We start from the raw sequence: 26,244 nt of genomic DNA, 5'->3' as shown, positions 1-26,244 counted from the left end.
AGACTTTTGTATGGAATAGAAAGATGAAATATTTTCCCGATTCAGCGCTGATGCAGCTGGAATTTGACAAGGTACAGGCTTTGTTGCAGGAACATTGTAAAACGGAGCTGGGTAAACAGATGGCAGCAGAACTGCGGCTGCACACCCACATCGATTACGTAAAGACTGCGCTGCAGCAGGCGCATGAATATAAGCAGCTAACCCTGCTGCAGGAACACTTCCCGAACGATTACGTACTCAACCTTAAGAACGAACTGCGCCTGTTAAGCATACAGGGAGCTGTATTAAGCGGAGATCAGCTGATGCTGTTACGTAAGCTGGCAGAGAGCATGCATAGTATTGTGCGGTTCTTTGACCATGACAGGCGTGTGCAGTATTCCGGTCTGTTTGGTGTGATTACACATACGCATTACGAGAAGAAAATTGTATCGCTGATTGATGATGTACTGGATGAAACCGGGCAGGTGAGAGATAATGCCTCTCCTGAACTGGAGAAGATCCGCATGTCGTTATACCGCAAGCGTAATGAACTGCGCAGGGCGTTTGAACGCAGTCTGAGTAAACTCAGCAAGCTGGGTTACCTGGCGGATACGGAAGAAGCCTTCCTGAATGGCAGAAGGGTACTGGCAGTATTTGCAGAGAACAAGCGTATGGTGAAGGGTATTCTGCACGGAGAGTCTGATACCCGCCGTACTGCATTTGTGGAGCCGGAAGAGACGATCGAGCTGAATAACGATGTGGCATCCCTGGAGCGTGAAGAGAATAAGGAAGTATACAGGATTTTGCGGGCGCTGACGGCCGCACTGAGCCAGTTTTCTCCCCTGTTGAATAACTACCACGATATCCTGGGGATGTATGATTTTATACGGGCGAAGTCGAAGCTGGCACTGGATATGGATGGAAACTACCCTATGCTGAGCCCTAATTCGCAGGCGCACCTGGTGGAAGCATATCATCCTTTGTTACTGCTGTATAACCGTAAGAACAAGAAGCCTACCATTCCGCTTAATGTAAAGCTGGACAATGATAATCATATACTGGTGATCAGCGGTCCGAATGCAGGGGGTAAAACAGTTACGCTGAAAACCATTGGTTTGATACAACTGATGTTGCAGGCGGGGTTGTTAGTGCCGGTGCATCCGAGTTCCCAGTTAGGTATTTTCAGGCAGCTGATGATACATATAGGAGATACGCAGTCGCTTGAATTTGAGTTAAGTACGTATAGCTCTCACCTGAAGAACATGAAATATTTTATGGAGAACGCCAACGGTAAAACGTTGTTCTTCATAGATGAACTGGGAAGTGGATCTGACCCTAACCTGGGAGGAGCTTTTGCGGAAGTGATCATGGAAGAGCTGGCGAAGAAACATGCCTTTGGTATTGTAACAACGCACTACCTGAATCTGAAGGTGATGGCGAATAAGGTAAAAGGGATTATTAACGGCGCGATGGGCTTTGATGAAGAGACCCTGTCGCCTATGTATAAACTGATCATAGGTAAGCCGGGTAGTTCTTATACGTTTTCTATTGCGCAGCGTATAGGGTTGCATCCTTCTCTTATTTCCCGCGCGAGGAACCTGGTGGATGAAGGACATTTTCAGCTTGATAAATTGCTGAATAAGGCCGAACAGGACCTGCAAAAGGTAGAAGCCAAGGAGAAAGAGCTGCAGAAATTACTGAAGGAAAATGAGCGCTTAAAACGCGAATACGAGATATTGTCTGATAAGGAGCGGAAAACGCAGCAGGTAACGGTACTGAAATTGCAGAACCAGATCAAGGAAGAGGAGTTGAGTTACCTGAAGGATATGGAGCGGAAGATGAAGCAGATAGTGGTAGAGTGGAAACGTACAGATGATAAGCCTAAAGTGATAAAACAGGCAGAGGCGTTGTTATTCCGGAAGAAGGAGAAACAGATTAATGAGCGGTTTGAGAAGAAGGTACAGGATAGGTTTTTAGAGATAGGTGGCGCGTGTAAGGTGGGCGACCAGGTGAAGATCCGGAGTAACGGACAGGTAGGGAAGTTGCTGGAGATAAGGGATAAGAGAGGGATTGTGAAGCTGGGGAATATCCCGATGAACGTGTTACTGGCGGATTTGGTACTGGTGCGGGAGAGACCGAAGGAAGAGGCCGCGAAATAGTTTGATTTAGGGTGCAGGGCGACTGTTTTGCTTCTACTCAGTTGATTTAGGGTGCAGGGCGAAGCCCTGCAAAAATATCTTCAATGTTTTTGTGATGGAGCGAAGCTCTATCACAAAAAAATTCTAATTATGATATTTTCTATACATCCCACAAAGCAATAATCCACGTTTATCCCCCTCATACTAGTATTATTTTAATATATACAGATATCTTTTTTCCTTTTTTTATTTAATTAGCCGGCTAAGTATTATATTTGTTGCATGAACAAACCGCTTATGTGCAGTACCATCAGTCATCTGTTGGTACAGATCAGCAAAGCGCACCGTAATAAGGGTAACCAGATGCTGTCTTGCTATAATTTGCATGCAGGTCAGGAAATATTTCTCCAGCAGGTATTATGCCGGCAGGGGATAACCATGAATGAACTGACGAATAATATGGAGGTGACACCGGCAACGGTGACCCGGATGGCGGAGCGACTGGAAAAGAAAGGATTTTTAAGAAGGGAAAAAAGTACTAATGATCAGCGGGTTGTGCAGGTTTTCCTGACAGAGCTGGGAGAGGAGGCTGCGAAGTATATTACAGAACAGACCTGGAATAAACTGGAACAGCAGACAGTAAAGAACCTGAGCATGGAAGAACGTATGCTGCTTAAAAGATTGCTCATGCAGGTGCTAGAGAACCTGGATGAAGTTGAGTATGGCCTTTAAAAGGCTTTTTTTTGCCGCTATTACTTAGCCGGCTAATCAATATGACCGGGAAATTAAATTATCAAGTTTCATAGAATATTATGAAAATTGCCCGGAAGTTATAATATTTGCAGTATTATGATTCTTACCAAAGGTTAATACTAACTCTACCTACTACTCTTTAAAGGTCATGTAACCTGACCTACCCACCACTGTGTGACTTATTTACTGATGCCCTAACAAAAAAACAAACGATTAATATTATGAAAAATAATGTGATCATACCTGTTTATAATTATGCTGTAGAATGCAATACCGGTCCGAATCCTATTAAGGGATTTAACATAAAACGCAGTACATACCTGGTGCAGTCTGATGGTGTAACGGAGCCTCACCGGAGGATTGACTATAATATAATGCTTGTTCTTTCCGGAGAGATGACATTGTTCATAGATTTTGAAAAACATACGGTAAAAGCGCCCGCGCTTATTTTGTTATCACCTGATCAGATACATCAGTACATGGGTGATAGTTTATGCGAGATAGTGAGTGTGGCATTTGAAGAAGAGTTTCTCTGCGAAGATGCGCTGGGTGGGATGTTGTGCTGGTCGGCCTGTGTATTTCAGACACCTGTGGTACAACTCACGGAAGGACAATTGAAAGAGCTGATGGCCTATGCAAAACTGATAATGAAGGAGATGGATAGTCAGTTGCCGTTGCGTGAAGTGATCATCCGTAATTTACTGAATTCACTGATGGCCGCAAGTGCACGTTTACCACAACGTGATATTGCCGCGATACAGGCCGATACCGTGCAGAACCGCATTGTACGGCAGTTTAAAGAATTGTCTGATGTACATTATAAGGATAAAACGCAGGTAGGTCATTATGCAGATATGATGTATGTGACGCCTGGTCATTTGAATGATACAGTTAAATCTGTTGTGGGTAAGACCGCGAAACAGATCATTGATGAAAGACGTGTTACGGAGGCGAAAAGATTGTTGTTCTGGAATGAGCATAGCATCAAGGAAATTGCCTGGCAGCTTAACTTTGAGGATGACGGGTACTTTAACCGGTTCTTTAAAAAACATACGGGTCATACGCCTGCTGTTTTCCAGAAAAGTATCCGTGAAAAGTACAATTAATCCCGTAATTAGTTAAGTGTATATCGTCTTTATCCATAGTACTTTTGTACAGTTCATTAATCGTTGTTGAACATCATCTTAAAACCGCACGCCCATGAAGTATAATTATCGCGCCTGCTAATCTTTATTATTCATTATTCTCTTTAGCAGTAAAACAGAAAACAAGAAGCCTGTTCGTAGTGTTATAACTACGTCAAGCTACTTTATTCACTTTTCCGTATCAGCCGGGAAAAGTGACCTCTAAAACCCAGTAGCTGTCATTATTTGATTATTCATTGCCGCAGTAATGCGGGGTGGAAAGCTATTGCAAAAACAAAAAACATTTACCTTATTATGACTCAATTATTTCAACACAACAACATGTATAAGCCAGTGGGCTTTATTTATACCATGCTTCTTCTGGCCGTATTGACCGGATGCGCCAGTTCTTCTGCCAAAACAGAGAATGCCGGTATGCCTCCTGCTGAACTGCCGGTATTAAAAGTAGCTGCTGTTCCAGCCACTACTTACCGTGAATATAACGCTACCGTAGAAGGTAAGGTGAACGTAGAGATCCGCGCCCAGGTAGATGGTTATCTCGATAAAATATTCGTAGATGAAGGTGCGTATGTAAAAGCGGGCCAGCCTTTATTCAGAATCAACGAACGTACTTATCAGGAACAGTTAAGCAATACAGCTGCTTCTTTGCAGGCCGCAAAAGCCAATGAAGAAAAGGCGGAAGTAGAAGTGAACCGTCTTACACCACTGGTACAGAATAATGTAGTGTCTGATGTGCAGCTGAAAACAGCGAACGCAGCTTATCAGGCAGCAAAAGCAAATGTTGCACAGGCACAGGCGATGGTAAGCAATGCCCGTATCAACCTGGGTTATACCCTAATCTCAGCACCGGTAAGTGGTTACATTGGCAGAATTCCTTTCAAAATCGGTAGTCTGGTAGGCAAGGGAGATGCACAGGCATTAACAATGTTGTCTGATGTAAGCGAAGTATATGCTTATTTCTCCATGAGTGAAGTTGACTTCTTACAGTTTAAAAATAAAACAGAAGGTAAAACGGTGCAGGATAAGGTGAAGAAATTACCTCCTGTAGAACTGGTACTGGCTGATAACAGTATTTACCAGGAAAAAGGCCGTGTAGAAACCATAGAAGGACAGTTTGACAAGAGCATCGGGGCTATCAGCTTCCGCGCTGTATTCCCTAATGCAGCTGGTCTGTTGCGTTCCGGAAATACCGGTAGGGTAAAGATTCCTGAACAGTTTGCGTCAGCATTACTGATCCCACAGGAAGCTACTTTCGAATTACAGGATAAGGTGTTTGTATTTGCAGTAGGAGACAGTAACAAAGTGGTGAGTAAACTTATCACTATCTCCGGCAAGAATAGCTCATACTATTTTGTGGAGAAAGGAGTACAACCAGGTGAGAGAATTGTGTATACTGGCCTCGATCGTTTACGCGATGGTGCTGTGATTGCACCGCAAATGATGTCAATGGATAGTTTGCTGAAGCTGAAACCGCTTTAATCACTATCTCACAAATCAATAGGATATACGCTGTTATGGCTGTTACCAAGGTGGCAGTAAGGACATCCTATGACCTGATCTATCAGCTCATTTAAAAAAGATTATGTTAAAGAAATTCATTGAGAGACCCGTACTGGCAACAGTGGTCTCGATTATACTGGTACTATTGGGATTATTGTCACTGGCAACACTGCCGGTAACACAGTTCCCGGATATCGCGCCGCCCTGCGTTGCTGTAACGGCTTCTTACCCCGGAGCCAATGCGGAAGTGGTAGCCCGTTCTGTAGCTACCCCCATAGAAGAATCCGTGAATGGTGTGGAGAACATGACATACATGACCTCTACTTCCAACAACGATGGTTCCATGACACTGAACGTGTATTTTAAACTGGGAACAGACCCTGACCTGGCTGCTGTGAACGTACAGAACCGTGTGGCTAAAGCTACCAGCATTTTACCGCAGGAAGTGGTGAATGCAGGTATCAGCACACAGAAGCAACAGAACAGTATGATCATGGTGGTGAACCTGATGAGTAATACAGAAGATTATGATGAAACATTTTTGCAGAACTATGCAAAGATCAATATCATTCCTGAAATACAGCGTGTAACCGGTGTTGGACAGGCTTCCGTATTCGGTGGTAAAGATTACTCCATGCGTATCTGGTTGCGTCCTGACAGGCTGGCTGCCAATAACCTTTCTCCACAGGACGTGCTGACCGCTATCAGGGAACAGAACCTGGAAGCAGCTCCCGGCCGCTTTGGTGAAAGCAGTAAGGAAGCATTTGAATATGTGATCAAGTACAAAGGGAAACTTAACCAGCATGAACAGTATGAAGATATTGTACTGAAAGCAAATGCTGACGGTTCTTCGCTCAAGCTGAAAGATGTAGCCAAAGTAGAATTTGGTTCATTTACCTATAGCAGTAATACTAAAGTAAACGGTAAACAGGGTATTGGTCTTGCCATTTATCAGACTGCAGGTTCCAATGCAAATGATATACAGGTATCAGTTAATAAACTGATGAAAAAGGCCGAGCTGTCGTTTCCAAAAGGTGTAGAGTACTTCAATATTTACAGTACAAAAGAATACCTGGATGAATCAATTGATCAGGTGAAACATACGCTGATAGAAGCATTTATACTGGTATTTATCGTAGTGTTCATCTTCCTGCAGGATTTCCGTTCTACACTGATCCCCGCGATCGCTGTACCGGTAGCCATTATAGGTACCTTCTTTTTCATGCAGCTGTTTGGGTTTACGATTAACCTGCTGACACTGTTTGCGCTGGTACTGGCGATCGGGATAGTCGTCGATGATGCGATTGTGGTGGTGGAGGCCGTCCATTCCAAGATGGAGAAGATCAATATGTCTCCCAGGAATGCCACTATCACCAGTATGCAGGAGATCTCCGGTGCTATCATTTCCATTACGATGGTGATGGCCGCGGTGTTCATTCCTGTAGGTTTCATGCAGGGACCTGCGGGTGTATTCTACCGGCAGTTTGCCTTTACACTGGCGATTGCGATCCTGATCTCTGCATTGAATGCGTTGACATTGAGTCCTGCATTATGTGCTTTGTTACTGAAGAACAAACATCATGATGAACATGATACCAAATTTGCAGCAAAAGGATTTGGTGGCCGCTTCTTTAGCGCTTTCAATACAGGCTTTGAGGCAGTGAGTTCTAAATATATTAACAGCCTGCGTTTCCTGGTAAGGTATAAATGGGTACCTATCAGTGCGCTGGTAATCATACTGGGCATTACAGTATGGCTGGTAAGAAAAACGCCTACAGGTTTTATACCTACTGAGGATAATGGTTTTGTGGTGTATTCTGTGACGATGCCTCCGGGTACTTCCCTGCAACGTACACGTCAGGTAGTAGACAAAGTAGAAAAGGAGATGAAGTCGTTTGAAGCAGTGAACAGTTATCTGAGTGTATCCGGCTTAAACATCATGACCACCTCTATCAGTTCTTCTTATGCAGTAGGTTTTGTGAAACTGAAGCAGCATGCGGACAGAGGCGCGGTGAAAGATCTTAAGCAGGTAATGGGTATGATGCAGGGGAAACTGATGGGTATAAAAGAAGCCAACATCTTCATGTTTAACATGCCTACCGTACCGGGATTCAGTAACGTGGACGGGTTTGAAGTAGTGTTACAGGACAGAACAGGCGGACCATTGGATAAACTGGCTGGTACAGCGTATGGCTTTATCGGGGAACTGATGAAGAGAAAAGAGATAGCCTTTGCTTTCACCACTTTCAATGCGGGTAACCCTCAGTACAATGTGCAGATTGATGAGAACAAGGCAAAACAGTTAGGTGTATCTGTTTCGGATGTACTGCAAACCATGCAGGTGTATTACGGTAGTACTTTTGCTTCTGACTTTAACCGCTTTGGTAAATATTACCGTGTGATCGTACAGGCGGATATGGCATCACGTGCTGATCCGGCCAGTCTGAACGACATCTTTGTAAAGAACAGCACCGGATTAATGGTGCCTATCAATACGATCGTAAAACTGGAAAGAGTATATGGCCCTGAAACAGTGACCCGTAATAACCTCTTTAATGCGGTAACGATTAATGGTCAGCCTAAACCAGGGTACAGCTCCGGTGATGCGATTAAAGCGGTAGAAGAAGTGGCTGCACAGTACCTGCCACGTGGGTATGCTTACGAGTGGGTAGGTATGACCAAAGAGGAAATCTCCGCAGGCGGACAGGCCGGTATTATCTTCCTGCTTTGCCTGGTGTTTGTGTACTTCCTGTTATCTGCCCAGTATGAAAGTTATATACTTCCATTCTCGGTGATATTATCTATCCCGCTGGGTATTTTCGGAGTGTTCGTTTTCATCAACCTGTTTGGTATAGATAACAACATTTATGTACAGGTAGGTTTGATCATGCTGATAGGTTTGCTGGCGAAGAATGCGATCCTGATCGTGGAATACGCGGTACAGCGGCGACGTAATGGTATGGGATTGCTGGCAGCGGCGCTGGAAGCATCCAGGTTGCGTCTGCGACCCATCCTCATGACCTCCTTTGCCTTTATCGCAGGTTTAACACCACTGATGCGGGCAACAGGTTCATCTGCCCAGGGTAACCGTTCTATCAGTACGGGAGCAGCGGGTGGTATGTTAACCGGTGTATTGCTTGGCATCTTTGCTATACCAGTGTTGTTCATCATCTTCCAGTATTTACAGGAGAAGATCAGTGGCAAACCACAGAAACATGATGAAGCAACGGTGTAAGATCCTTAATTAATAAAGTAATTATAATGCAACGAAAATATATTGGTCTTTTTTTTATAGTTGTAGGACTGGCAGCCTGCCGGGTAGGACGTGATTATAAACGTCCTGCCCTGGTACTGCCGGATCAATTCGCCAGTGCTGCTGCTCCTTCGGACAGTAGTATTGCCGGATTAGAATGGAAGAAGTTCTTTACGGATGCAACATTACAGGAATTGATTTCCCGGGCGCTTGCCGGGAACTACGATCTGCAACTGGCGCTGAAGCGTATAGAAACCGCAGACGCGTATGTGAAGCAGGCTAAAGTAGGCTGGCTGCCATCAGTAAATCTGAATGCATCTGCATCTACTTCTATCCCTTCTAAAAACAGTTTGAATGGTACTAGCCTGAACACTTTTTTAGGTACAAGTCATATAGAAGATTATAGTTTGGGTGCGAGCTTGTCCTGGGAAATTGATGTATGGGGAAAGATCCGTCGTCAGAAGGAAGCGGCACTGGCCAGTTACCTGCAGACATATGAAGGAGCAAGAGCAGTGCAGACAGGACTGGTTGCTGATATCGCGAACAGTTATTACAACCTGCTGATGCTGGATGAACAGTTGAAGATAGCCCGCAGGAATGTAGCCTTAAGTGATACCATCGTACAGATGCTCCGCTTACAGAAGACAGCCGGAGAAGTGACAGAACTGGGCGTACAACAGGCAGTTGCCCAGCAGCAGACAGCAGCGTTGCTGATCCCGCAGCTGGAGCAGGCACAGGCTATACAGGAGAATGCGATCCGCATTTTAGCGGGAGAACTGCCAGGCAGTGTAGCACGTAGTACAGAGCTGAATGCGGTGGTGTTGCGCGATTCATTGCCAACGGGTATACCAGCGGCGATGGTGAGTCGCAGACCGGATGTACGGGCAGCAGAGATGGCGCTGGTAGCAGCCAATGCGAATGCAGGGGTAGCACAGGCGAATATGTACCCTACGCTGAACATAACAGCCAGCGGCGGTGTGAATGCCTTTAAAGCCAGTCAGTGGTTTACTTTACCGGCATCTTTGTTTGGAACAGTAGCAGGTGGCCTTACGCAACCCTTGTTCCAGCGCAGGCAGCTGAAAACACAGCTGGAAGTAGCGAAGATCCAGAGAGAGGAAGCGGTGATCAGTTTCAGGCAGCTGGCACTGGATGCTATAGGTGATGTATCTAATGCGCTTATTAAGCTGGATAAACTGAAGGAACAGCAGAAAATTGCTACAGACCAGGTGAATACATTGCTACTGGCAACAAGCCAGGCGCAGATGCTTTTCCGCAGTGGTATGGCTAATTATCTTGAAGTGATTACAGCACAGAGCAAATCCCTGCAGGCAGGTTTGACACAGGCAGATATTACCCGTCAGCAACTGAGTGCTTCTGTAGAATTATACAGAAGCCTGGGTGGCGGTTATCAATAAGAACAGTTGTAATAGGTATATATGTATTGTTGACCCCAAAATTTTATTTCGTAAGTACAAGAAAGGCTGAAGGACCAATAGAGAGGAAAATTAAACGTCGCAGGTTAGCGGCGTTTTTTTTTGTGAAAAAAAAAGGCCGTCTCTGAAGAGAAACAGCCATTTGTTCTAACCAATGCCAACTGTATAGTAATTATCGATGAGCCTTTTTCTTATCTGTAACAGATAAAATATATTTAGAAAAGTTTTCTACAGTAATATCTCCGTCTAACTGTTTATCTCTGATGAAAAACGCGGGGATCTGTTTTATCCCCAGGCGTTTTCCTTCAGCCATGTCCCCATGTACCTGCCAGCCATATCTTCCTCCAACTAATGAATCAAGGAACTGTTTACTTTTGATCCCTATTTGCCTTGCGTAACTTGTCAGACTTATCACACCTAAATTTGTTCTGTTTTTTAACAGCAGTTCATGCATCTCTGCGAACTTACCTTCCTGTCCGGCAGCGATTGCAGCTTCCGCGGCTTTATATGCACGTTGATGTATTTCCAGTAATGGATAATGTCTGAAATTGAAGTTGATCTTATCAGGATATTTTTCAAGTAAATCCAGCACTACCTGGTGTACCTGTGAGGTAGATTTACTTTCATAATCACCAAATTCCACTAATGTTACCGGAGCTTTCGGATCACCGATCAGAATTTCTTTTGATGGTATAATTGGTATATCTCTGTTGTTGATCATTCTTCCATTCATAACAATACAAAGATGAAGTATTGTACTACATCAGACAATGGCCGGATAAAGGAATAAATTGTATTGATTATGGATAGCTGTTTTGTGTGGAGGGGCATTTACTAACGTTGCCGGACGTACTTTTATATCACTGATGAGGCTGTTGTAATAGCGTGAAAATTAATAATATAAAAAGTTTTCTCATGGTATATGCATCGTGTTGGTAAAAATAGTTAACATCTTATTTTTAGCTTATCATAAAATTTTGTATTATTCATGAAATTACGTGTAAATGAGTGGGACAATTTATATCCGGCATATTTCGGGGAAAGATGCGCTGCCGGTGACTACGCTATCTTTAGAGTTGGGTTATTCTATGACAGTGAACGAAACGATTGTCAATATTGCAGCAATTGACAAGAGCATTTGTGATGTAGCTTATGTGGCAGTACTGGATGAGGTCGTTGTAGGGTGGATTCATGTATTTTACACTATCCGTTTAGAGTCTGGTCCGTTTTGTGAAATAGGAGGACTGGTAGTTTCTAAAGCGGTGCAGGGAAAAGGAATTGGTAAGCAACTGGTGGAGAAAGCCCGGAAATGGGCAGCAGAAAGAAACATCAATAAGTTGCGTGTGCGCTGCAATGTGAAGAGAGCAGGCGCACACGAATTTTATGTAAAGTCCGGATTTACTGAAAATAAAGAGCAGAAGGTATTTGAATGTATTGTGTAAATTTTAATGAACAAGATCTTTCAGCATCCATATGGTAGTAGCGAAATGGCCTGAGTTACCAAGTTGTTCCGGTAACATGTTAAAGCCTGCTTTTTCATACATGCTGACTGCTTTGGACAGTTCGGGGAAGGATTCCAGGTAAAGCTGAGTATAGCCGATTTTCGCAGCAGCGTCAAAGCATGTTTCCATCAGTAATCTTCCTATACCTTTGCCTCTTGCGGCAGTGGACAAATAGAATTTCACTAATTCTGCGCATCCGTCGGGTAATCCGTCGGTAGGGAAGATACCACAGCAGCCGAGGACAATTCCATCTTCTTCTGCCACGAAGCAGGTGCTTCCGGGGAACTGGAATAACTGGTACAGGTTATCAGTTTCAGGTTCTGTGAAAATAGTTCCTTCCTGTGGTACATTAAACTCTATGAATGCGTTACGTACAATCTTAGCTAATGCTTCGTTGTCTCTTGTTTCAATGTTTCTTAGGATGACAGACATCTTATTTATTTTTTATTGATTGAGCCCGTTGGTAAAAACTTTGTTGTTCCATTTTTTCTTCCACATCATCTATTGCTTTTATCAGGTTGACGGTAAAAGAGGAGAGTGCTTCAGTCATGACAGACCATACCGGTTGCATTTGTGTTACCAGTTCAGCTCCTTTTTCTGTTAATGTTAACAGACGTTTTCTTTCATCTGATTTATCCTTTTTGGAACGGATCAGTTTCTTCTTTTCCAGCTCTTTTAACAGGCTGATGGTAGAAGGATGGCTATAGCCTATTTCAGCCGCTATTTCTACTACACTGAGGGTTGATTTCTGGTGCAGGGTATATATTACAGGGAACCATTTAGGCTCAAAGTCAATACCGTTGGCTTTATAAATGAGTAACCCGTCTTTACGGATCTGGTCCGCCAGTCTTTGCAGTCTGGTGGAAATGGCAAGGATACCTGACTCGTTAATAACGTTCATTATGTAAATATAATAAAAAGTACGTAGTTGACTACGTATATGTCAATTATATTTTGGCTATCTTTCAACCTTTATGAAAAAGTACATCTCCACATTGACTATTGCAGGTTCCGACAGCAGCGGGGGAGCTGGTATACAGGCCGATCTTAAGACGTTCGCTGCATTGGGTTGTTTCGGTACTTCTGCTATTACAGCCATTACTGTACAGAACACTTTAGGTGTTACAGGTATTCATCCTGTTCCTGCTGCTGTTGTGGAAGGGCAGATAAGGGCTGTTTTAAGCGATATTAAGCCCTCTGCGATTAAAATAGGCATGGTACATAGTGCAGACACTGTCAGGGCAATAGTGGGCGTTTTAAAGGATTATCCGGGCATTCCTGTTATACTGGACCCGGTGATGGTATCGAGTAGCGGACGTATGTTGATGGAAGAGGAGACGATTACTGTTTTGCAGGAGCTGTTATTTCCTTTGGTAACATTGGTAACACCTAACCTGGATGAAGCAGGAATATTATCGGGTATATCTTTACATACTGTGGATGATATGAAAGCAGCAGCTGCCAGGATCCTTGAAACGGGTTGTAATGCGGTGTTGGTGAAAGGGGGGCATTTATCCGGTAGTAAGTTGTATGATGTTTATCTGGATAAATCCGGTCTTGAACATATTATTACCAGTAATGCTATTGCTACCAATAATACGCATGGTACAGGGTGCACTTTATCTTCAGCTATTACTGCATTTCTTGCCCGTGGTATGGAATTGGTTGCAGCTATTGAACAGGGGAGTGTTTATATGCATACTGCTATAGAACAGGGGATGGATGTAAAGACGGGTGAGGGGCATGGGCCTGTGAACCATTTCTTTGATCCTGTTAAGCAGATAATAATATAAGATGAATAGTTACATTTGTAGAATACTGATAGCACTGGTATGGTTGGTTAACGGATTGTTTTGCAAAGTGTTGAACCTTGTTCCGAGGCACCGGCTGATTGTTGCGAGGATATTGGGGGATGAATATGCCACACTGGCTACTACGACTATAGGAGTATTGGAGATCCTGATGGCCATCTGGGTTTTAACCAGGATACAATCAAGGTTATGTGCTATTACACAGATAGTGATCGTAGCTGTCATGAATATTTTAGAATTTATACTTGTTCCTGATCTCTTGTTATTTGGAAGGATCAATATTATTATCGCCACCTTTTTTATCCTTATCATCTTCATAAATGAGTTTAGCATTCTTAAAAAATCATCCCTTCGCCGTTGAAGCTTACTTTAAAAGCTCCCTGGTACTTACCTATGCTGTTGCTGCTGCTGAGATAAAACATATGATACCTGCATGTCTGGAGCTGGATACATTTGAAGATAAATGGGCTTTCATTGCTATTGCAGTTGTACAGACAAAACATTTAAGACCTAAAGGATTTCCTCAATGGTTGGGGAATGACTTCATCCTGACAGGATACAGGATTTTTGTCCGTTATACTACTACGGCAGGTAAAAGACTGCGTGGATTGTATATCATAGGTTCTGAGACGGATAAGAAGAAGATGCAGATAATGGGTAATACATTTACGCATTATAATTACAAAACAACGGATATCAGTTTGACGGAAGAAGGTAGTATCGTGAATGTACAGTCTAAACAATCTGATCTGGATATAGCCGTTGATGTGGGAGAAGCTGTATTGCCTCCTGATTCCCCTTTTCACGACTGGAAAGAAGCCAGGCGTTTTGCGGGTCCTTTACCTTTTACGTTTACTTATGATGAGCCGTCGAAGAAGGTGGTGATCATAGAAGGGGTGAGGACGAACTGGACACCTGCACCTGTGCATGTGATCAGAAGTAATGCTGGTTTTATCAATAAACTGGGATTGAAAGATATCCGTCTTGCAAATGCATTTATCATCAACAATGTTCCTTATTACTGGAAGAGTGGTAAAACCGAATTATGGAAAGGGTAGCGTTTCAGGGGGTGACAAATATTATCCGGTTTAACTGGCATTTTTATATCATTGCTATAGGTGGTATTATCGGCTGTGTTATATTTCATCAGTATTTACTGATCCTGTTGATTATATTAAGCACTGTTATTTCTCTGGCGGTATCCTGGTATGTGTATGATTATTCTGATCTGTATACACTGGATTGGATAGACTTTCCTGATGTAGATCATATCGTAAACATCAATGCGGGATTTGATGAAACAAGTGTATTGTTATCTGCTAAATTTCCTGCTGCAGCACTGACAGTCTTTGATTTTTATGATCCTGTGAAACATACGGAGATTTCTATAGAGCGGGCCAGGAAGGCTTATGGCCCTTATCCAGGTACTATGAATATCAGTACTGATAATATTCCTTTATTAAATGCTGATCTTATCTGTATGATGATGGCTGCGCATGAAATCAGGAACAGTGAGGAGAGAATTAAATTCTTTTCTTTATTGAAAGCACGATTGAATGATCAGGGGCAGATACTTGTATTGGAGCATTTGAGAGATCTTCCCAACTTTATGGCGTATAATATCGGCTTCTTTCACTTTTTCTCTAAAAAAGAATGGATACGTACCTTTACAGGAGCGGGTCTTACTATTTATAGGGAAATCAAGGTTACACCTTTTTTATCTGCTTTTATCCTTCAGAAAAATGGAATTACATCTTAAAATTGTTGGTTGTATTTTAGTGCTGATTTCTTTTATCCATGCCATCTTTCCTAAATACTTTAACTGGGAAGTAGAACTGTTGCCTTTAAGTGTGATCAACAAGCAGCTGATGTATGTGCATACCTTCTTTATCGCGTTAATAGTGTTTTTGATGGGTGTGTTTTGCTGGGTCTGTTCTTCGGATATTGTTAATACGAAATTGGGTGGTCAGCTGTCATTTGGTTTATTTGTTTTCTGGGGGATAAGATTGATGTTTCAATTCTTTGTATACTCCGCTGAGTTGTGGAAAGGGAAGGTCTTTGAGACGGTTATCCATGTTATCTTTTCTTTTATGTGGACTTATTTCACGATTGTATTTTTTATGATATGGTATTTATCTTATTAATACAGTTGTTCCTTTCCTGAATACCTTTTTACCGCTTTCTTTCATGGTATAACGTAACATCCATACATAGGTGCCTAAGTCTGCAGGATTTCCGTTTACGGTACCATCCCATTTTTTTGTCCAGTTAGTAGTTTCGAATAGTTTCTGTCCTACGCGGTTGTATACGGCGAAGTAAAGATCTATTGCTTTGTATGCACTGAGAGGGTAGAGGTAGTCGTTGACGCCGTCTCCGTTAGGAGTGAAGGCGGTAGGAACATCTATATAACAGCTGGTTACGGCTGTGATAATGTGGTCTGCTGTGTCCCGGCAGTTAAGGTTGTCGGTGACTATTAGGCGTATGACGAAATGCTGTTCCTTGCGGACAGGAAAATATTGTTGGGGGTTCGGGTCCGGACTGGTAGAGACATTGCCATTACCATAGTTCCATAGATAGGAAACTATGCTACCGAAGCTCTCATTTTTGGCGCTTACAATATCCAGTGGGCAGTAAGGGCCGGGATCTACGGAAAACAGGCTTCCGAGGGTCTGTACGAGGCTGATGGTCTTGGATACGGTATCTGTGCATACTCCGTTAGAAACGGCCAGTTGGATGCCTTTATCACCGAAATCACCATATATTTTGGTGAGGTTCTGCAGGGTGGATTGATCCCCGTCGGAGAATGTCCATTTCCAGGAGTTTACTTTATGTGCGCCGTCATGGCTAAGTGTGAAGGTACTGACCTTGCAATTCTTGTCTATAGTATAGCTGAAGTCAGCGGATACGGTATCGGCTGTATGAAAGGTGGCTAGTTGTCCGGTTGATGCAGGCTGATGACATTCTCCCAGTACAGGATTCCCGTCGCTGCCCATGTTGAGTTGTACGGTGTAGTCTCCTTCCGTTTGGATAGGCTGGTTGAGTTGTAGTATGATGGTGTCTGCCAGGTTGTTACTGTTGCAGTTGCCGGTGGCACTGCGGATGCTTACGGCGGTGGTACCTGTAATTTGAAAGTCGGAGCCGTCTGCTGCAATGGATTCGCAACGTACTGGTACTGACATACCGACTTTTATAATATCCGGAGCGCAGCCTACGGTGATCGTAGATCGCAGTAGGACCGGTGGGGGAGGATCTATATGGAAGGAGGAGGTTTGTCCCGTAGGGAGTGCATTACCGCAGGTATTGAGGATGGTATTGCCATCTGTCCCGTTTTGGGTGATGATGGTATAATCGCCTGGTGTTAGGGGGCCATTCAGCGTCAGGATGACGGAATCCATGTCGAAACCGTTGAGGCAGCCTATGCCGGTTGCACCGGTGATCGCAGGCCCTGCTGTAGTGAATGCAAAATCACTGCCGTTCTTTGCCAGTGAAGAGCAGATCAGTTTTTTGCTGAGTTTGACACTTACTGTATAATCGCCGCAATTATAAGTGGAAGATACTAACTGGGGGATGGTAGGGTCTGTGATATCAGCTGTTCCTCCGTTGAATTCCAGGCTGTAGCCACTTTGTGAATCTCCTGCGAAGTGGCTGATGAGTAGCAGGTATTCATGTCCTTTTATGAGGGTAGGCATGCTACTGAACAGGGGCTGGCCGTATCCGCCACATACATTAGCGTCTGTGCCTGCGGAAGAGGCACCAGTGGCACCACCTTCTCCGGACCAGTTCATGCACAGGTACAGGCTGCTATTCGTAAAAACATCATTGGGAGAACGGCCTGTGATATCGAATATCTGCCAGTCGTAATCGTCAATAATGACGTTGGGAGTGATCTTAAACCCCAGTGTACCAGCGGTGTAGCAGGTAAATTTATACCAATAGGGGTTCATATCTGTATGAACACCGTCACCCGGAGTATTACATGCGGGGCCTGGCACTGTGCGATTTCCGCAAACGGGCACAGATTGCTGGGAAAAGGTTTTAGTACCGCATACGGGAAATGCCGTGGAAGGGTTCTGACCCGGAGCCGTACATGTTTGTGCATGAGCGGTTTTTATAAAGGCCAGTAACACAAATGGGTACAGGATAATGTCTTTTAAGCGCATGGTGAATCCGTTCGGGATGCTATAATAAACTTAAAAATAAGTTTTTTTTGCGATGAAACCCTATGTGCTTATGGTTTTTAATCACCTCACCTTCAATATGGAAAAGTTTTTTTTTGAAAATTGATTCAGTTTTATACTTTTGCAGCGGAGAAATGGCAGAGCGGTCGATTGCGGCAGTCTTGAAAACTGTTGACTGTTACAGGTCCGGGGGTTCGAATCCCTCTTTCTCCGCTCTTTTTTTGAGGGAAACATGAAAGTCTTATTGAGTCAATGTTTCCCTCTTTTTAATCTTTGATTTTAGGCAGTTCCGGAGTGTCAATAAATAAAATGTCAAACAAAAAGTCAAACATTTTAATTTATTGCTCATGCCAAAACAAGGTTACTCAACCCCCAAACTCTTCTCCTACGAAGATGATTTAGACAAAGAATGGTATATCGGCTTCAGGTATACATGCCCAACTTCTCAAATCAGAAAGCCATTTCAAGTTAGGCTAGGAATTAATTACTACCACACTATTAAGGAAAGAAATGCCCAGGGTGATGGCGTTGTTGCTATTACAAAGAAAGCCCTGAAAGATGGCTGGAATCCATTCGATGAACGCATTGAAGATTTCCTTGAGAAGTCCGCACCGGTACAAGTAAATGAGTTGCAAAAAGATAGAGAAATTAATCTGGATGAAATAGAAGACTTCTCTAAGCTCCTTTTCAATGATGCTTTAGCAGCTGCTTATAAGATAAAAGAAGAGTCCCTAAAAGAAAGATCTCTGCAGGCTTATTTCAGTATAGTGAAGTTTGCAAAACAAGCCTCAATTACAATAGGCCTTGATAAACATCAGATAGGTAGTCTTAAAAAGATGCACTATAAAAAACTTCTCCTTCAGATTAGCAAAGATAGACAAGCGGCATACGATAAAGAAGGGAAAGGAAAGATATTCACTGGATCCGCATACAACAAGTATAAGAAAAATCTCAGCGCTTTGTTGGGAGAATTAATAGAACTCGACGCTTTAGAATATAACCCTTGCGAGAATCTAAAGAACAGGCCTAAAATTAAAACCGGTATCAATCGGCATGCTACAGATCTTGAGGCCCAAATAATAAAAAGAGAACTTCTTAAGCGCAAGCCGGAATTATGCGCATTTGTAAGGTTTGAATATGTAACAGGTATGCGCCCAGTAGAAATATTGGCAACAAAATTTAGTATGATTGATTGGCTGAATTCTATCATTAGATTATCCTACGTAGACGGTAAAACAAAAATATATCGTGAAGTAGCAGTGCCAAGTTACCTTTTAGACTGGTTACATGTGAGGGCAAATAGGTCTGAATCCGATTGGTATATATTTTCAAATGGACTAACTCCTGGATCACACAATTTGACGCGAAATAGAGTTACCCGGATGTGGAATAAAATTGTGAAGAAAGATTTAGGTATACCAGTTAGTATGTACTCTTTTAAGGGTAAAGGCGGTGACGACAAAAGAGATGCCGGAGTTGATTTTGGAGCAGTCATGGTCGGATGGGGGCATACAAATCCTAATACTTCAAAGATATATTTGGAGAAGGAAGAACAGCGATTAATCAAGCAGTTGATTGCGAAAACGCCAGATTTCTAATATTTAAGCAGATCCCATATTTCCATTTCGAACGCACGGGCTAAAGCGGTAATATAGATAAGTCCGGGATTTACTTTCCCGCGTTCTACCTTGCCCAAATATCCGGCATCTAATTCTCCCTCATGAGAAAGGTCCGAAATTGACCATCCACGCTCCTTCCGGAGTGTTCTTATTCTTCTTCCAAACTGTTTTATTATCTTCTGTTCGTCCTGTTGTAACATAAAGACGAACATATATATAATCTATTCAATCATCACTGTTCGATAAAACAGGTTCGATCGAACATAATTTTTAGTAAATTAGGGTATGCATACCTCAAAATATTATGTCAAAGATGTGATTATCAGGATGTACAAGAAGCCTTGGCAACCTGTTATATGTGTTATTTCAGGAAAACAAGAAGCTGAGTTTGCCATCAACGACAATCAAATAGAATTAATATCAGGAGAAATTGAGGAAGAATTATTACCAGGTGTGAGGTCCTTGATAAAGCAGTACTTCTTACCTATGAAAGAAATAAAGAGAAAACGACCTGAATAAAATTTATTTAATGCAAATACCTACTGACGAAGAAATAATTAAAGAGCTTGAAAAGCAGGGTGTAGAACAGAAATATCATGCTGAAGGAATTTCTGCAGTCAAAAATTGCATGGAGCAAGATGGATGGGGTCTCGAAAGATCAGTTAAGCTTATCGCAAAATATGCGACTCTTAATTCTTCAGAAAGATCTTAACCCAGTCACTCACCAACCTAGCATATTTATCCGGTAATGGGCGCTGACCATCTACCCATGCTTTTAGTGTTCGCCCAGGGATCTCAATCTCACGCGCAATGCGATCTATTTTAATGTACTCTCCACGGTTTTTCAACCAGGTGAGTAGCTCTTCATTACTCATAAGCAAAACAAAAAAGGGCCGAAGCCCTGGTAAGTAAAGTATTTATGATTCCTATACCCGGGGAAACTACTCCCCAGACTTGGTACAATTAAATTTGTAAGATTAAACCAGGATGTTTCTGAACATCTTGAATTCGTTCGTCAGTGCAACAACCTGATTCGTGTCGTCAGTATATACTCCGTAGATGTCTCCGTTCTCGTGAGCAATGATGAAAGTATCATTGAAGTCGCTTAATTCAAGGTTGCGGTCAATCTTCATTTTTTCGTCAGCGGTGTCGATATTTTCGATATCATCAACTAACATTACTGGAACAGATACGTTTGCGATGTTTGAAAGATAGCTTGACATGATTTGGAGTTTTGATGTTTTGGTTGTTATTGATGAATCAAAGATACAACTTCTTTTCATTTGTGCAATTTTTAGCACAAATATATTTTTGCAACAGTTTTTCAAATTAAAAAGGCCGGGTAGAAACCCGGCCGCAATAAAAGTATTATATATCAAAATGTTTTCAGGTGCAATTTCACTAATTATGATAATGTTTAGATATGGTTTCCCGTATTAATGATAAAGCCCGGGTAAATACCCAGGCCGTAAATTATCAACCAAAATATATGTTATAGAAATATCTTCGCTGCCTGCCTGTACATTGAGAGAAAGTTTGCAACTTCAGTTTCAGTAGGCTTATAAGCTTTAAGTCCTTTTACCCAGTCACGCTTATAAGCAATAGCAAGGTCGGTGGCCGTTGATATGCGCATCTTCGCTATGAGCCGTGCATATCCGCCTAGATACAATCCCCGGTCCTGCACACGCTCAATCAAGAAATTGATACTATCCTGCCAGCCATGAAAGGCAACGAATAGCCGCACCTTCCCGGTTCCGTTTTCTGTTTTTGCCACAGTCCCCACTATATCGTTATCCCATTTTGCCGGCCACCGACCCGAGTCTGCCTGTACCCCCCCGTAATTATTATTCAGCCCTTTAGAACCATTCGCTGATTCGTTACGGAAAATAATATAGGCAGATTTCTTTATCTCTGCCGGTACTAATAGCGATTGCATATAACCCACAACCGCGCCCATTTCGACGGTTGTCTTTTGATATTTTACTTCCGGTTTTTCCGGATAACTATTTTTCATCTTTCATCTTTTTAAATCGTCCACCGAAATATATAAACAATAGAACCAATGCTACAACAACTCCAATGGCCACCACGCCGGCCATATTGAAACGAAATGCTTGCTTGCTACTGGTAGTCACTGTTTGCATCCTTGTCTCCGTAACGCCTGTTTTCTTCTTATCTGAGGCTGTTTCCTTCGTAGTTGTCTTCTTATTAATAGGAATATCAACCTTCTTAGGTTTTACGACAGCCTTACTGTTCACATCATACCCGGTAATTTTGCCCTTCTCGTTAGTTTTTGGCGTGACTGTGGTAGTTAGGCTCATATCATCAGTTTCAACCGTCTGCTGATGGGTTGTTGTATCCTCAGCGGACATGGTACCGGATGTTTCTACACTATCAGCATCCGTCGTTATAGGCATTGTGCTTTTCTCCTCAGTAGTAGTTTCCTTTTGATACTGAAGTTCATTAGAACTAGTATCAATCAGTTGCTGATCATTTATGCTGGATGATCTATATTTATGCACGGTTGCACATGATGATATAAAAACCATCATTGATAATATTTTAATAACGTTTTGCATCAAATTCAATTTGCAAGTTTGTAACCTTTTGTTCAAGAATGCTTACCCTCACCTTCATCTCTGTCCATTCTGCCTCTGATTTTGCTCTGAAAGCTTTGTCCTCATCCTGTTGTTCTTTCTGTATAGCTTCCATGCGCTGTTGACCAGAAACCAGAGTACGAATATCAGTCTTCATGATTAGTACGAATGAGGTAGCTGTTACCACATTGGCAAGTATCATAATCATGTCCCGTCCTGTGAATCTTATATTATCCCAGTTCATCGTTTAGTTTTTATTTTCAGTAGTATCCTGCACTTCCACTCCAAACATTTTAGAGAACCCCAAGACGAGCATATCTAATCCTTTCAGGTATACACCGATACGCACCTTGATTATATCAGGTATGCCCGGATCAGCAGCAATAACGAAGGCTGCCACAGTGGTCAAGATGATTGTAATACGAAACATCCACTTTGACCATTTTGGTGTTTCGTTTCCTACTTGATCTAACCCGAATTTTGTGTCTGGCATAATATATAAATTAATTATTATTGAATTACGTGATATTTCCAGGTATACGTACCTGTATTAAGGGTTCCGGATGGAGCAGATGCTAATTGAAATGAAGACGTAGTTGTATTCTTGACATATACTGCAGATAGATTAGCAGCACTGGCATCAACCGGACTAAATAATACAATAGGCGCTATACCATATGTATTATTGAAAGTAAGTTCAAAGAAATTAGCCAGGGTAGCGAAGCTGCCGCCCGTAGATACTGTCAACGTCACAGTCCCTGCAATATCGGTACCAGTAACAGCAACAGATCCGGCTGTTACGGCAGAGCCTATAGCAGCCGTAGGAGCCGTTGAATTGCCGATTATATGAATTAATTTCACGTTACCGTTAACTTGCAATTTTTCAGTTGGAGCAAGAGTTCCTAATCCTGTATTATTGCTGCTGTCAAGATATATACCTGTAGGGCTACCATTATATATATTAACATAATAATTACCTGGTAATACTGAGGTCTTCAAAGTACTTGTACGAGATCCTGTCGTTCTATATGAACCCATTTCTGTTTGACCTGGAACAATGGACACTTGCGATGTCGTATCACTAGTCAAGCTGCGCGTTGCCTGAAGGAGATAGGCGAGTGAATCAATTGTAAGACCAAATAGATTATTTCGCCCTCCTACTAATCGATTGCCAGTAAGAAAACTACTGTTATTATATATACTCAGTGAAGGAACACCTATCTGGGTTAATACCCAGGCTTTCGATGGAAATGGGAACCATATACCGGTACCTCTGACATTAAGCGTTGTATCTGATGAATTGAATCCCAAATATCCCACTGTGTCTACACCTCCATTGAGATTTGTAGAACCAGAATAACGAGGAATAATGAGTATACGATCTGCCCATAATGCTCTATCCTGTACGATATTTCTACCATCCGTGCGGCGAGGCACATTTGAGTTCACTACCTGAGCGGTGGCATGAAAAAAAGAAAAGAATATGAATAAAGAAAACAGTGATTTCATGTTAGTAAATATTAAAGTAATTGTTCTGATTTATTTTCAGCTGCCCAACTTCTCCAACTGATAGATTTTTATTGAAAAATACCAGTTCCGAAAAATAGCAATCTGTAGCACCGCCTGCATTGCCACCATACGCCGCGATTTGCATAGGCAGTGCGGCGTTAGATGCACTAACACCATTTGTTAGTACGTTGTTATTGACAACCGCCGCATTGTTGATATATATTGAAAGACGGTTTGCGGGAGTTGCGTTAGTATTATCAAAGCCAACTGTCAACATGAACGTGCTGCCAACCGTAACAGCATTCTGTATCGTTGAAGATGACGTGAAAGACGAAGTAACCCCTCGCTGCACTTGCACCGTAATAGCATTAGTATTACTTGATGCAGAACGATTATCATATCGCGCATATATACCTATCGTTCCAGAAGTGCCTTGATTATTACCAAAAAGTCCATCTAATGATGTAGTAGTTGCACTTCCGATCTTGCTGACAATCGACGCTGATCCTACAGAATTGTGCAGGTAATTGAAATTGCCCTGGCTACTGAGTATGGTTGCTTTTGCGACAGTAGTAGGAAAATACATGTCATATCTACCGTTAGCATCAACGTGTAAAGTAGGCTGTGCGGTAAGAGTTGTTTGGCTCCAATCTAGCCCATTACCTGATTGATCATACCATTTCTCAACAAATCCCGTTGCGGTGCCAAGGAATAATTTCAAACGAATTGTATCTAACCTATCACCATTGAAGTATATATCTCTAACTACTCCTGTTGTTCCGTTGCGGACGCGCACAACAGGTCCGTTATATCTGGCAAGTAGCCTTCTGAAAGAATAAACAGCAGTATATCCTGCGATTGAATCAAGTGTGTATTTATATTCTTTCTTCACAATAGGGATAAAAGATTGTACGATTAATCTACCAGTGTTTGAAAGATGAACTGATAATGTAAAACCACCACCAGGAAGAAGTGTGAATTCAGAATTCTTTAAAAATCGGCCATGCTCATCGCTCCAAATGATTAAACTTCTATTGTATAAAAGGCTATCATTATAAATAGTACCGCCTGATGAAAGTCGAGTGGAATCCAGGTCAAGTATAATATTCTCAGTTAACTTTGCGTATTGATTGCCATCGTTTATTTCCGCGACTCCATAAGAACTATTATACCGTAGCTTTCCCGCTTCTCCAGTCCCAAAACTGCTATCTCGCGGTATTACAATGCCGTCTTCATAGAGCTTATAGGCGTTGTTATAACTGTTGTCGATTCGCAATAACGGGGCCCCTACAGCTTTCTTGTATATAGTGTCACCAAACTGCATGTACCAGTGGGCTATGCCACCGCCTACATATCTTTGAATCCTGGTCATATATCCGAATGCAGGATTATTTGTAACTATCACGTTCAATGGAGAAAAGGATGAAGTGCTATTGAGATAATTTTGCAAAGACCAAGTACCTGCAGTATCAGGAACATCCTTATTGAAAATTTCCAGCAATCTGGTATCGGTTGTTGTTATTTTTTTTCTTCCTGTAATGACATTGCTAAAATAGTCAGTCTGCTTGTAGACGAAAGGTAATTGCATGTTTTTTGTCACCAAATTATAATTACTTGATGTGGGATAAGTGATACTGTATGCAATTATCATTTTGTTTTTAGCACTATCAACAAAGACAGTAGGTTCATTAACTAGATTACCACTTTCTGCCTGATCAACTTTGAGTATTTTACCCCAATTTTTTCCATCATCTGAGCTGGCGAATAGTTGAATCACGCGCCGCGCGGTAGTTGACGTAGGGTTCCCATAATCCACATCTGTTCCAGCCCCAATAAGCATTTTCAAGCCGGGGAAATATCTTATTGTGGATAATGCATTTTGTGACTCTATTCCGGTATTGGCAGGGACTGTGGTCCAGGTATTTCCATCATCCGTGGATTTTACCGAATAAATATATCCGCGTGTCGTGCGGAAATAACACGTGATTGAATTATCAGCCAGTTGGTAGACACCTGGTTCTGTAACATTCCAAGGTCCATTGTCTACGGTAGCATTTGTGATGGTGTCCCATGTTACTCCATCATCGTCTGATTTGAAGAACTTCCCCCAATAAATTGAAGAGGTAGAAGGTCCATTGCCTGCGACTAGAACGGGATAAGGCAGCAATAGCCTGCCTGTATTCGTCTTTATAATCCTGTCGAATGCGATAGGTTTGTAACTACTATCGCTGTGGATTAAGGACGGGGCCGACCACGTTAAACCATCGTCTGTACTAATACTTTTATACAGCCAACTTTTTGTGACTGGAAAAATATTCTTACTAAATATTAAAATAATATTCCCATTATTTTGACGGTAAAAAGCTGGCATAAGATTCTTGTTTCCAGTGCTGCCTCCACCGGGAATGGTATCGAATAACAATCTGTTATTGAACCAAGTATCTCCACCATCGTTCGAGTTAGCTAACCAAATAGTAGCGGCTGATGCATCGCTTGACGATCCGGCGTAATGATTATATGCTACTAAATAACTACCATCGTTTAATTTTACAATAGCAGCTCCATCGTTTCGCAAATTATCTGTATTATTAGCTGAATCTATAACCGCGGCACCTTCAGTTGTAAAAGAGTACACCGGATTTCTTACCAAACCTGCTATTCCTTGCGGATTAGTTGACAAAAATTTATCTGTTGCATTCGTCAACATACTAAATTTAACTGTGTCAGGGAAACTATATCCGTTCCTGATTCTACTTGGTAATTGTCCATAACAAAGAGTGGAAAATAAAAGTAATGTTGATAATATTTTTGCGATTCTCATTGTATA

The 26,244-nt window shown here is 42.2% G+C and carries 28 protein-coding genes and 1 tRNA gene; 16 read left to right on the top strand and 13 right to left on the bottom strand.

All coding sequences use genetic code 11. The features are described 5' to 3' along the window. Positions 1–23: 23 nt before the first annotated feature. From BMW86_RS00955 to BMW86_RS00930, 6 genes are all read left to right on the top strand, one after another. Positions 24–2,138: an endonuclease MutS2 gene (locus tag BMW86_RS00955; protein WP_089778084.1), complete on the top strand. Its 2,115-nt coding sequence runs from the start codon at positions 24–26 to the stop codon at positions 2,136–2,138. Between the two features lie 261 nt (positions 2,139–2,399). After that, a complete protein-coding gene (locus tag BMW86_RS00950; protein WP_089778082.1) occupies positions 2,400–2,849 on the top strand; it encodes a MarR family winged helix-turn-helix transcriptional regulator in 450 nt (149 codons plus the stop codon). A gap of 242 nt (positions 2,850–3,091) precedes the next feature. After that, the gene (locus tag BMW86_RS00945) at positions 3,092–3,976 is read left to right on the top strand and encodes a helix-turn-helix domain-containing protein (RefSeq protein ID WP_089778080.1); all 885 of its coding nucleotides are present in this window, start codon (positions 3,092–3,094) and stop codon (positions 3,974–3,976) included. A 333-nt stretch (positions 3,977–4,309) separates the two neighbouring features. Beyond that, a complete protein-coding gene (locus BMW86_RS00940) occupies positions 4,310–5,494 on the top strand; it encodes an efflux RND transporter periplasmic adaptor subunit (protein ID WP_255372820.1) in 1,185 nt (394 codons plus the stop codon). Between the two features lie 103 nt (positions 5,495–5,597). Further along, positions 5,598–8,750, top strand: coding sequence for an efflux RND transporter permease subunit (locus BMW86_RS00935; RefSeq protein WP_089778076.1), 3,153 nt, complete (start codon positions 5,598–5,600; stop codon positions 8,748–8,750). A 26-nt stretch (positions 8,751–8,776) separates the two neighbouring features. Beyond that, the gene (locus BMW86_RS00930) at positions 8,777–10,183 is read left to right on the top strand and encodes an efflux transporter outer membrane subunit (protein WP_089778073.1); all 1,407 of its coding nucleotides are present in this window, start codon (positions 8,777–8,779) and stop codon (positions 10,181–10,183) included. Positions 10,184–10,373: 190 nt separating this feature from the next. On the opposite strand, the gene BMW86_RS00925 is transcribed toward BMW86_RS00930, so the two are convergent. Beyond that, entirely contained in the window at positions 10,374–10,934 is a 561-nt protein-coding gene (locus tag BMW86_RS00925; RefSeq protein ID WP_255372819.1) for a DsbA family protein, read from the bottom strand. Between the two features lie 271 nt (positions 10,935–11,205). Here BMW86_RS00925 and BMW86_RS00920 point away from each other — a divergent pair, with 271 nt between their 5' ends. After that, a complete protein-coding gene (locus BMW86_RS00920; protein ID WP_089778069.1) occupies positions 11,206–11,643 on the top strand; it encodes a GNAT family N-acetyltransferase in 438 nt (145 codons plus the stop codon). Positions 11,644–11,646: 3 nt separating this feature from the next. Here the strand turns inward: BMW86_RS00920 and BMW86_RS00915 are convergent, their stop codons facing one another. Both BMW86_RS00915 and BMW86_RS00910 read right to left on the bottom strand, forming a co-directional pair. After that, positions 11,647–12,135: a GNAT family N-acetyltransferase gene (locus tag BMW86_RS00915; protein ID WP_089778067.1), complete on the bottom strand. Its 489-nt coding sequence runs from the start codon at positions 12,133–12,135 to the stop codon at positions 11,647–11,649. 1 nt (position 12,136) lies between these two features. Beyond that, the gene (locus tag BMW86_RS00910; RefSeq protein ID WP_089778065.1) at positions 12,137–12,604 is read right to left on the bottom strand and encodes a MarR family winged helix-turn-helix transcriptional regulator; all 468 of its coding nucleotides are present in this window, start codon (positions 12,602–12,604) and stop codon (positions 12,137–12,139) included. Positions 12,605–12,677: 73 nt separating this feature from the next. Between BMW86_RS00910 and thiD the strand changes: the two genes are divergently transcribed. Genes thiD through BMW86_RS00885 form a run of 5 tightly spaced genes read left to right on the top strand, consistent with a single transcriptional unit; the run spans position 12,678 to position 15,658 of the window. After that, positions 12,678–13,496: a bifunctional hydroxymethylpyrimidine kinase/phosphomethylpyrimidine kinase gene (thiD, locus tag BMW86_RS00905; protein WP_089778063.1), complete on the top strand. Its 819-nt coding sequence runs from the start codon at positions 12,678–12,680 to the stop codon at positions 13,494–13,496. A 1-nt stretch (position 13,497) separates the two neighbouring features. Continuing rightward, the gene (locus BMW86_RS00900; protein ID WP_089778061.1) at positions 13,498–13,875 is read left to right on the top strand and encodes a DoxX-like family protein; all 378 of its coding nucleotides are present in this window, start codon (positions 13,498–13,500) and stop codon (positions 13,873–13,875) included. Beyond that, positions 13,835–14,572, top strand: coding sequence for a DUF2071 domain-containing protein (locus BMW86_RS00895; protein WP_089778059.1), 738 nt, complete (start codon positions 13,835–13,837; stop codon positions 14,570–14,572). Before BMW86_RS00900 ends, BMW86_RS00895 begins: the two co-directional genes overlap by 41 nt. After that, on the top strand, positions 14,560–15,273 hold the full coding sequence (locus tag BMW86_RS00890; protein ID WP_089778057.1) for a methyltransferase: 714 nt from the start codon (positions 14,560–14,562) through the stop codon (positions 15,271–15,273). The genes BMW86_RS00895 and BMW86_RS00890 overlap by 13 nt, the downstream gene beginning before the upstream one ends. Then, positions 15,257–15,658 (top strand): hypothetical protein, encoded by a 402-nt coding sequence (locus BMW86_RS00885; protein WP_089778055.1) that lies wholly within the window; start codon positions 15,257–15,259, stop codon positions 15,656–15,658. Before BMW86_RS00890 ends, BMW86_RS00885 begins: the two co-directional genes overlap by 17 nt. On the opposite strand, the gene BMW86_RS00880 is transcribed toward BMW86_RS00885, so the two are convergent. Beyond that, positions 15,647–17,674 (bottom strand): T9SS type B sorting domain-containing protein, encoded by a 2,028-nt coding sequence (locus BMW86_RS00880; protein ID WP_089778053.1) that lies wholly within the window; start codon positions 17,672–17,674, stop codon positions 15,647–15,649. The two genes, BMW86_RS00885 and BMW86_RS00880, sit on opposite strands and share 12 nt — an antisense overlap. Before the next feature lie 146 nt (positions 17,675–17,820). On the opposite strand from BMW86_RS00880, the gene BMW86_RS00875 reads away from it, so the two are divergent. Further along, positions 17,821–17,905: transfer RNA gene (locus BMW86_RS00875), tRNA-Ser, on the top strand. A gap of 134 nt (positions 17,906–18,039) precedes the next feature. After that, positions 18,040–19,290 (top strand): tyrosine-type recombinase/integrase, encoded by a 1,251-nt coding sequence (locus tag BMW86_RS00870; protein WP_089778051.1) that lies wholly within the window; start codon positions 18,040–18,042, stop codon positions 19,288–19,290. On the opposite strand, the gene BMW86_RS00865 is transcribed toward BMW86_RS00870, so the two are convergent. Next, entirely contained in the window at positions 19,287–19,511 is a 225-nt protein-coding gene (locus BMW86_RS00865; protein ID WP_177189120.1) for a helix-turn-helix domain-containing protein, read from the bottom strand. The genes BMW86_RS00870 and BMW86_RS00865 overlap by 4 nt on opposite strands. An 85-nt stretch (positions 19,512–19,596) precedes the next feature. On the opposite strand from BMW86_RS00865, the gene BMW86_RS00860 reads away from it, so the two are divergent. Both BMW86_RS00860 and BMW86_RS00855 read left to right on the top strand, forming a co-directional pair. Then, the gene (locus BMW86_RS00860; RefSeq protein ID WP_089778047.1) at positions 19,597–19,830 is read left to right on the top strand and encodes a hypothetical protein; all 234 of its coding nucleotides are present in this window, start codon (positions 19,597–19,599) and stop codon (positions 19,828–19,830) included. Positions 19,831–19,840: 10 nt separating this feature from the next. Next, positions 19,841–20,023, top strand: a complete 183-nt coding sequence (locus BMW86_RS00855; protein WP_089778045.1) for a hypothetical protein — start codon at positions 19,841–19,843, stop codon at positions 20,021–20,023. Here the strand turns inward: BMW86_RS00855 and BMW86_RS00850 are convergent. The 8 genes from BMW86_RS00850 to BMW86_RS00810 all read right to left on the bottom strand — a co-directional run bounded on the left by BMW86_RS00850 (position 20,001) and on the right by BMW86_RS00810 (position 26,238). Continuing rightward, the gene (locus BMW86_RS00850) at positions 20,001–20,186 is read right to left on the bottom strand and encodes a hypothetical protein (RefSeq protein WP_089778043.1); all 186 of its coding nucleotides are present in this window, start codon (positions 20,184–20,186) and stop codon (positions 20,001–20,003) included. The two genes, BMW86_RS00855 and BMW86_RS00850, sit on opposite strands and share 23 nt — an antisense overlap. 102 nt (positions 20,187–20,288) lie before the next feature. After that, the gene (locus tag BMW86_RS00845) at positions 20,289–20,534 is read right to left on the bottom strand and encodes a hypothetical protein (RefSeq protein WP_089778041.1); all 246 of its coding nucleotides are present in this window, start codon (positions 20,532–20,534) and stop codon (positions 20,289–20,291) included. Between the two features lie 269 nt (positions 20,535–20,803). Continuing rightward, on the bottom strand, positions 20,804–21,325 hold the full coding sequence (locus BMW86_RS00835) for a hypothetical protein (RefSeq protein WP_089778036.1): 522 nt from the start codon (positions 21,323–21,325) through the stop codon (positions 20,804–20,806). Next, on the bottom strand, positions 21,315–21,833 hold the full coding sequence (locus BMW86_RS00830) for a hypothetical protein (RefSeq protein ID WP_143056446.1): 519 nt from the start codon (positions 21,831–21,833) through the stop codon (positions 21,315–21,317). Before BMW86_RS00830 ends, BMW86_RS00835 begins: the two co-directional genes overlap by 11 nt. A 40-nt stretch (positions 21,834–21,873) precedes the next feature. After that, positions 21,874–22,152, bottom strand: a complete 279-nt coding sequence (locus BMW86_RS00825; RefSeq protein ID WP_089778033.1) for a hypothetical protein — start codon at positions 22,150–22,152, stop codon at positions 21,874–21,876. A gap of 3 nt (positions 22,153–22,155) precedes the next feature. Then, on the bottom strand, positions 22,156–22,401 hold the full coding sequence (locus BMW86_RS00820) for a hypothetical protein (RefSeq protein ID WP_089778031.1): 246 nt from the start codon (positions 22,399–22,401) through the stop codon (positions 22,156–22,158). 17 nt (positions 22,402–22,418) lie between these two features. Further along, complete coding sequence (locus BMW86_RS00815; RefSeq protein WP_089778028.1) at positions 22,419–23,417, bottom strand: hypothetical protein; 999 nt, start codon at positions 23,415–23,417, stop codon at positions 22,419–22,421. Between the two features lies 1 nt (position 23,418). Next, on the bottom strand, positions 23,419–26,238 hold the full coding sequence (locus BMW86_RS00810) for a sialidase family protein (protein WP_089778026.1): 2,820 nt from the start codon (positions 26,236–26,238) through the stop codon (positions 23,419–23,421). Positions 26,239–26,244: the final 6 nt, after the last annotated feature.

The organism is Chitinophaga sp. YR573 (genome assembly GCF_900110995.1).
Classification (GTDB): domain Bacteria; phylum Bacteroidota; class Bacteroidia; order Chitinophagales; family Chitinophagaceae; genus Chitinophaga.
This window is presented reverse-complemented; position numbering and strand designations above follow the sequence as displayed.

Bases quoted from the DNA above. Each gene is read 5' to 3' on its own strand.
- BMW86_RS00955 (WP_089778084.1), top strand. From the start codon at position 24: ATGAAATATTTTCCCGATTCAGCGCTGATGCAGCTGGAATTTGACAAG.
- BMW86_RS00950 (WP_089778082.1), top strand. From the start codon at position 2,400: ATGAACAAACCGCTTATGTGCAGTACCATCAGTCATCTGTTGGTACAG.
- BMW86_RS00945 (WP_089778080.1), top strand. From the start codon at position 3,092: ATGAAAAATAATGTGATCATACCTGTTTATAATTATGCTGTAGAATGC.
- BMW86_RS00940 (WP_255372820.1), top strand. From the start codon at position 4,310: ATGACTCAATTATTTCAACACAACAACATGTATAAGCCAGTGGGCTTT.
- BMW86_RS00935 (WP_089778076.1), top strand. From the start codon at position 5,598: ATGTTAAAGAAATTCATTGAGAGACCCGTACTGGCAACAGTGGTCTCG.
- BMW86_RS00930 (WP_089778073.1), top strand. From the start codon at position 8,777: ATGCAACGAAAATATATTGGTCTTTTTTTTATAGTTGTAGGACTGGCA.
- BMW86_RS00925 (WP_255372819.1), bottom strand. From the start codon at position 10,934: ATGAATGGAAGAATGATCAACAACAGAGATATACCAATTATACCATCA.
- BMW86_RS00920 (WP_089778069.1), top strand. From the start codon at position 11,206: ATGAGTGGGACAATTTATATCCGGCATATTTCGGGGAAAGATGCGCTG.
- BMW86_RS00915 (WP_089778067.1), bottom strand. From the start codon at position 12,135: ATGTCTGTCATCCTAAGAAACATTGAAACAAGAGACAACGAAGCATTA.
- BMW86_RS00910 (WP_089778065.1), bottom strand. From the start codon at position 12,604: ATGAACGTTATTAACGAGTCAGGTATCCTTGCCATTTCCACCAGACTG.
- thiD (WP_089778063.1), top strand. From the start codon at position 12,678: ATGAAAAAGTACATCTCCACATTGACTATTGCAGGTTCCGACAGCAGC.
- BMW86_RS00900 (WP_089778061.1), top strand. From the start codon at position 13,498: ATGAATAGTTACATTTGTAGAATACTGATAGCACTGGTATGGTTGGTT.
- BMW86_RS00895 (WP_089778059.1), top strand. From the start codon at position 13,835: ATGAGTTTAGCATTCTTAAAAAATCATCCCTTCGCCGTTGAAGCTTAC.
- BMW86_RS00890 (WP_089778057.1), top strand. From the start codon at position 14,560: ATGGAAAGGGTAGCGTTTCAGGGGGTGACAAATATTATCCGGTTTAAC.
- BMW86_RS00885 (WP_089778055.1), top strand. From the start codon at position 15,257: ATGGAATTACATCTTAAAATTGTTGGTTGTATTTTAGTGCTGATTTCT.
- BMW86_RS00880 (WP_089778053.1), bottom strand. From the start codon at position 17,674: ATGCGCTTAAAAGACATTATCCTGTACCCATTTGTGTTACTGGCCTTT.
- BMW86_RS00870 (WP_089778051.1), top strand. From the start codon at position 18,040: ATGCCAAAACAAGGTTACTCAACCCCCAAACTCTTCTCCTACGAAGAT.
- BMW86_RS00865 (WP_177189120.1), bottom strand. From the start codon at position 19,511: ATGTTACAACAGGACGAACAGAAGATAATAAAACAGTTTGGAAGAAGA.
- BMW86_RS00860 (WP_089778047.1), top strand. From the start codon at position 19,597: ATGCATACCTCAAAATATTATGTCAAAGATGTGATTATCAGGATGTAC.
- BMW86_RS00855 (WP_089778045.1), top strand. From the start codon at position 19,841: ATGCAAATACCTACTGACGAAGAAATAATTAAAGAGCTTGAAAAGCAG.
- BMW86_RS00850 (WP_089778043.1), bottom strand. From the start codon at position 20,186: ATGAGTAATGAAGAGCTACTCACCTGGTTGAAAAACCGTGGAGAGTAC.
- BMW86_RS00845 (WP_089778041.1), bottom strand. From the start codon at position 20,534: ATGTCAAGCTATCTTTCAAACATCGCAAACGTATCTGTTCCAGTAATG.
- BMW86_RS00835 (WP_089778036.1), bottom strand. From the start codon at position 21,325: ATGAAAAATAGTTATCCGGAAAAACCGGAAGTAAAATATCAAAAGACA.
- BMW86_RS00825 (WP_089778033.1), bottom strand. From the start codon at position 22,152: ATGAACTGGGATAATATAAGATTCACAGGACGGGACATGATTATGATA.
- BMW86_RS00820 (WP_089778031.1), bottom strand. From the start codon at position 22,401: ATGCCAGACACAAAATTCGGGTTAGATCAAGTAGGAAACGAAACACCA.
- BMW86_RS00815 (WP_089778028.1), bottom strand. From the start codon at position 23,417: ATGAAATCACTGTTTTCTTTATTCATATTCTTTTCTTTTTTTCATGCC.
- BMW86_RS00810 (WP_089778026.1), bottom strand. From the start codon at position 26,238: ATGAGAATCGCAAAAATATTATCAACATTACTTTTATTTTCCACTCTT.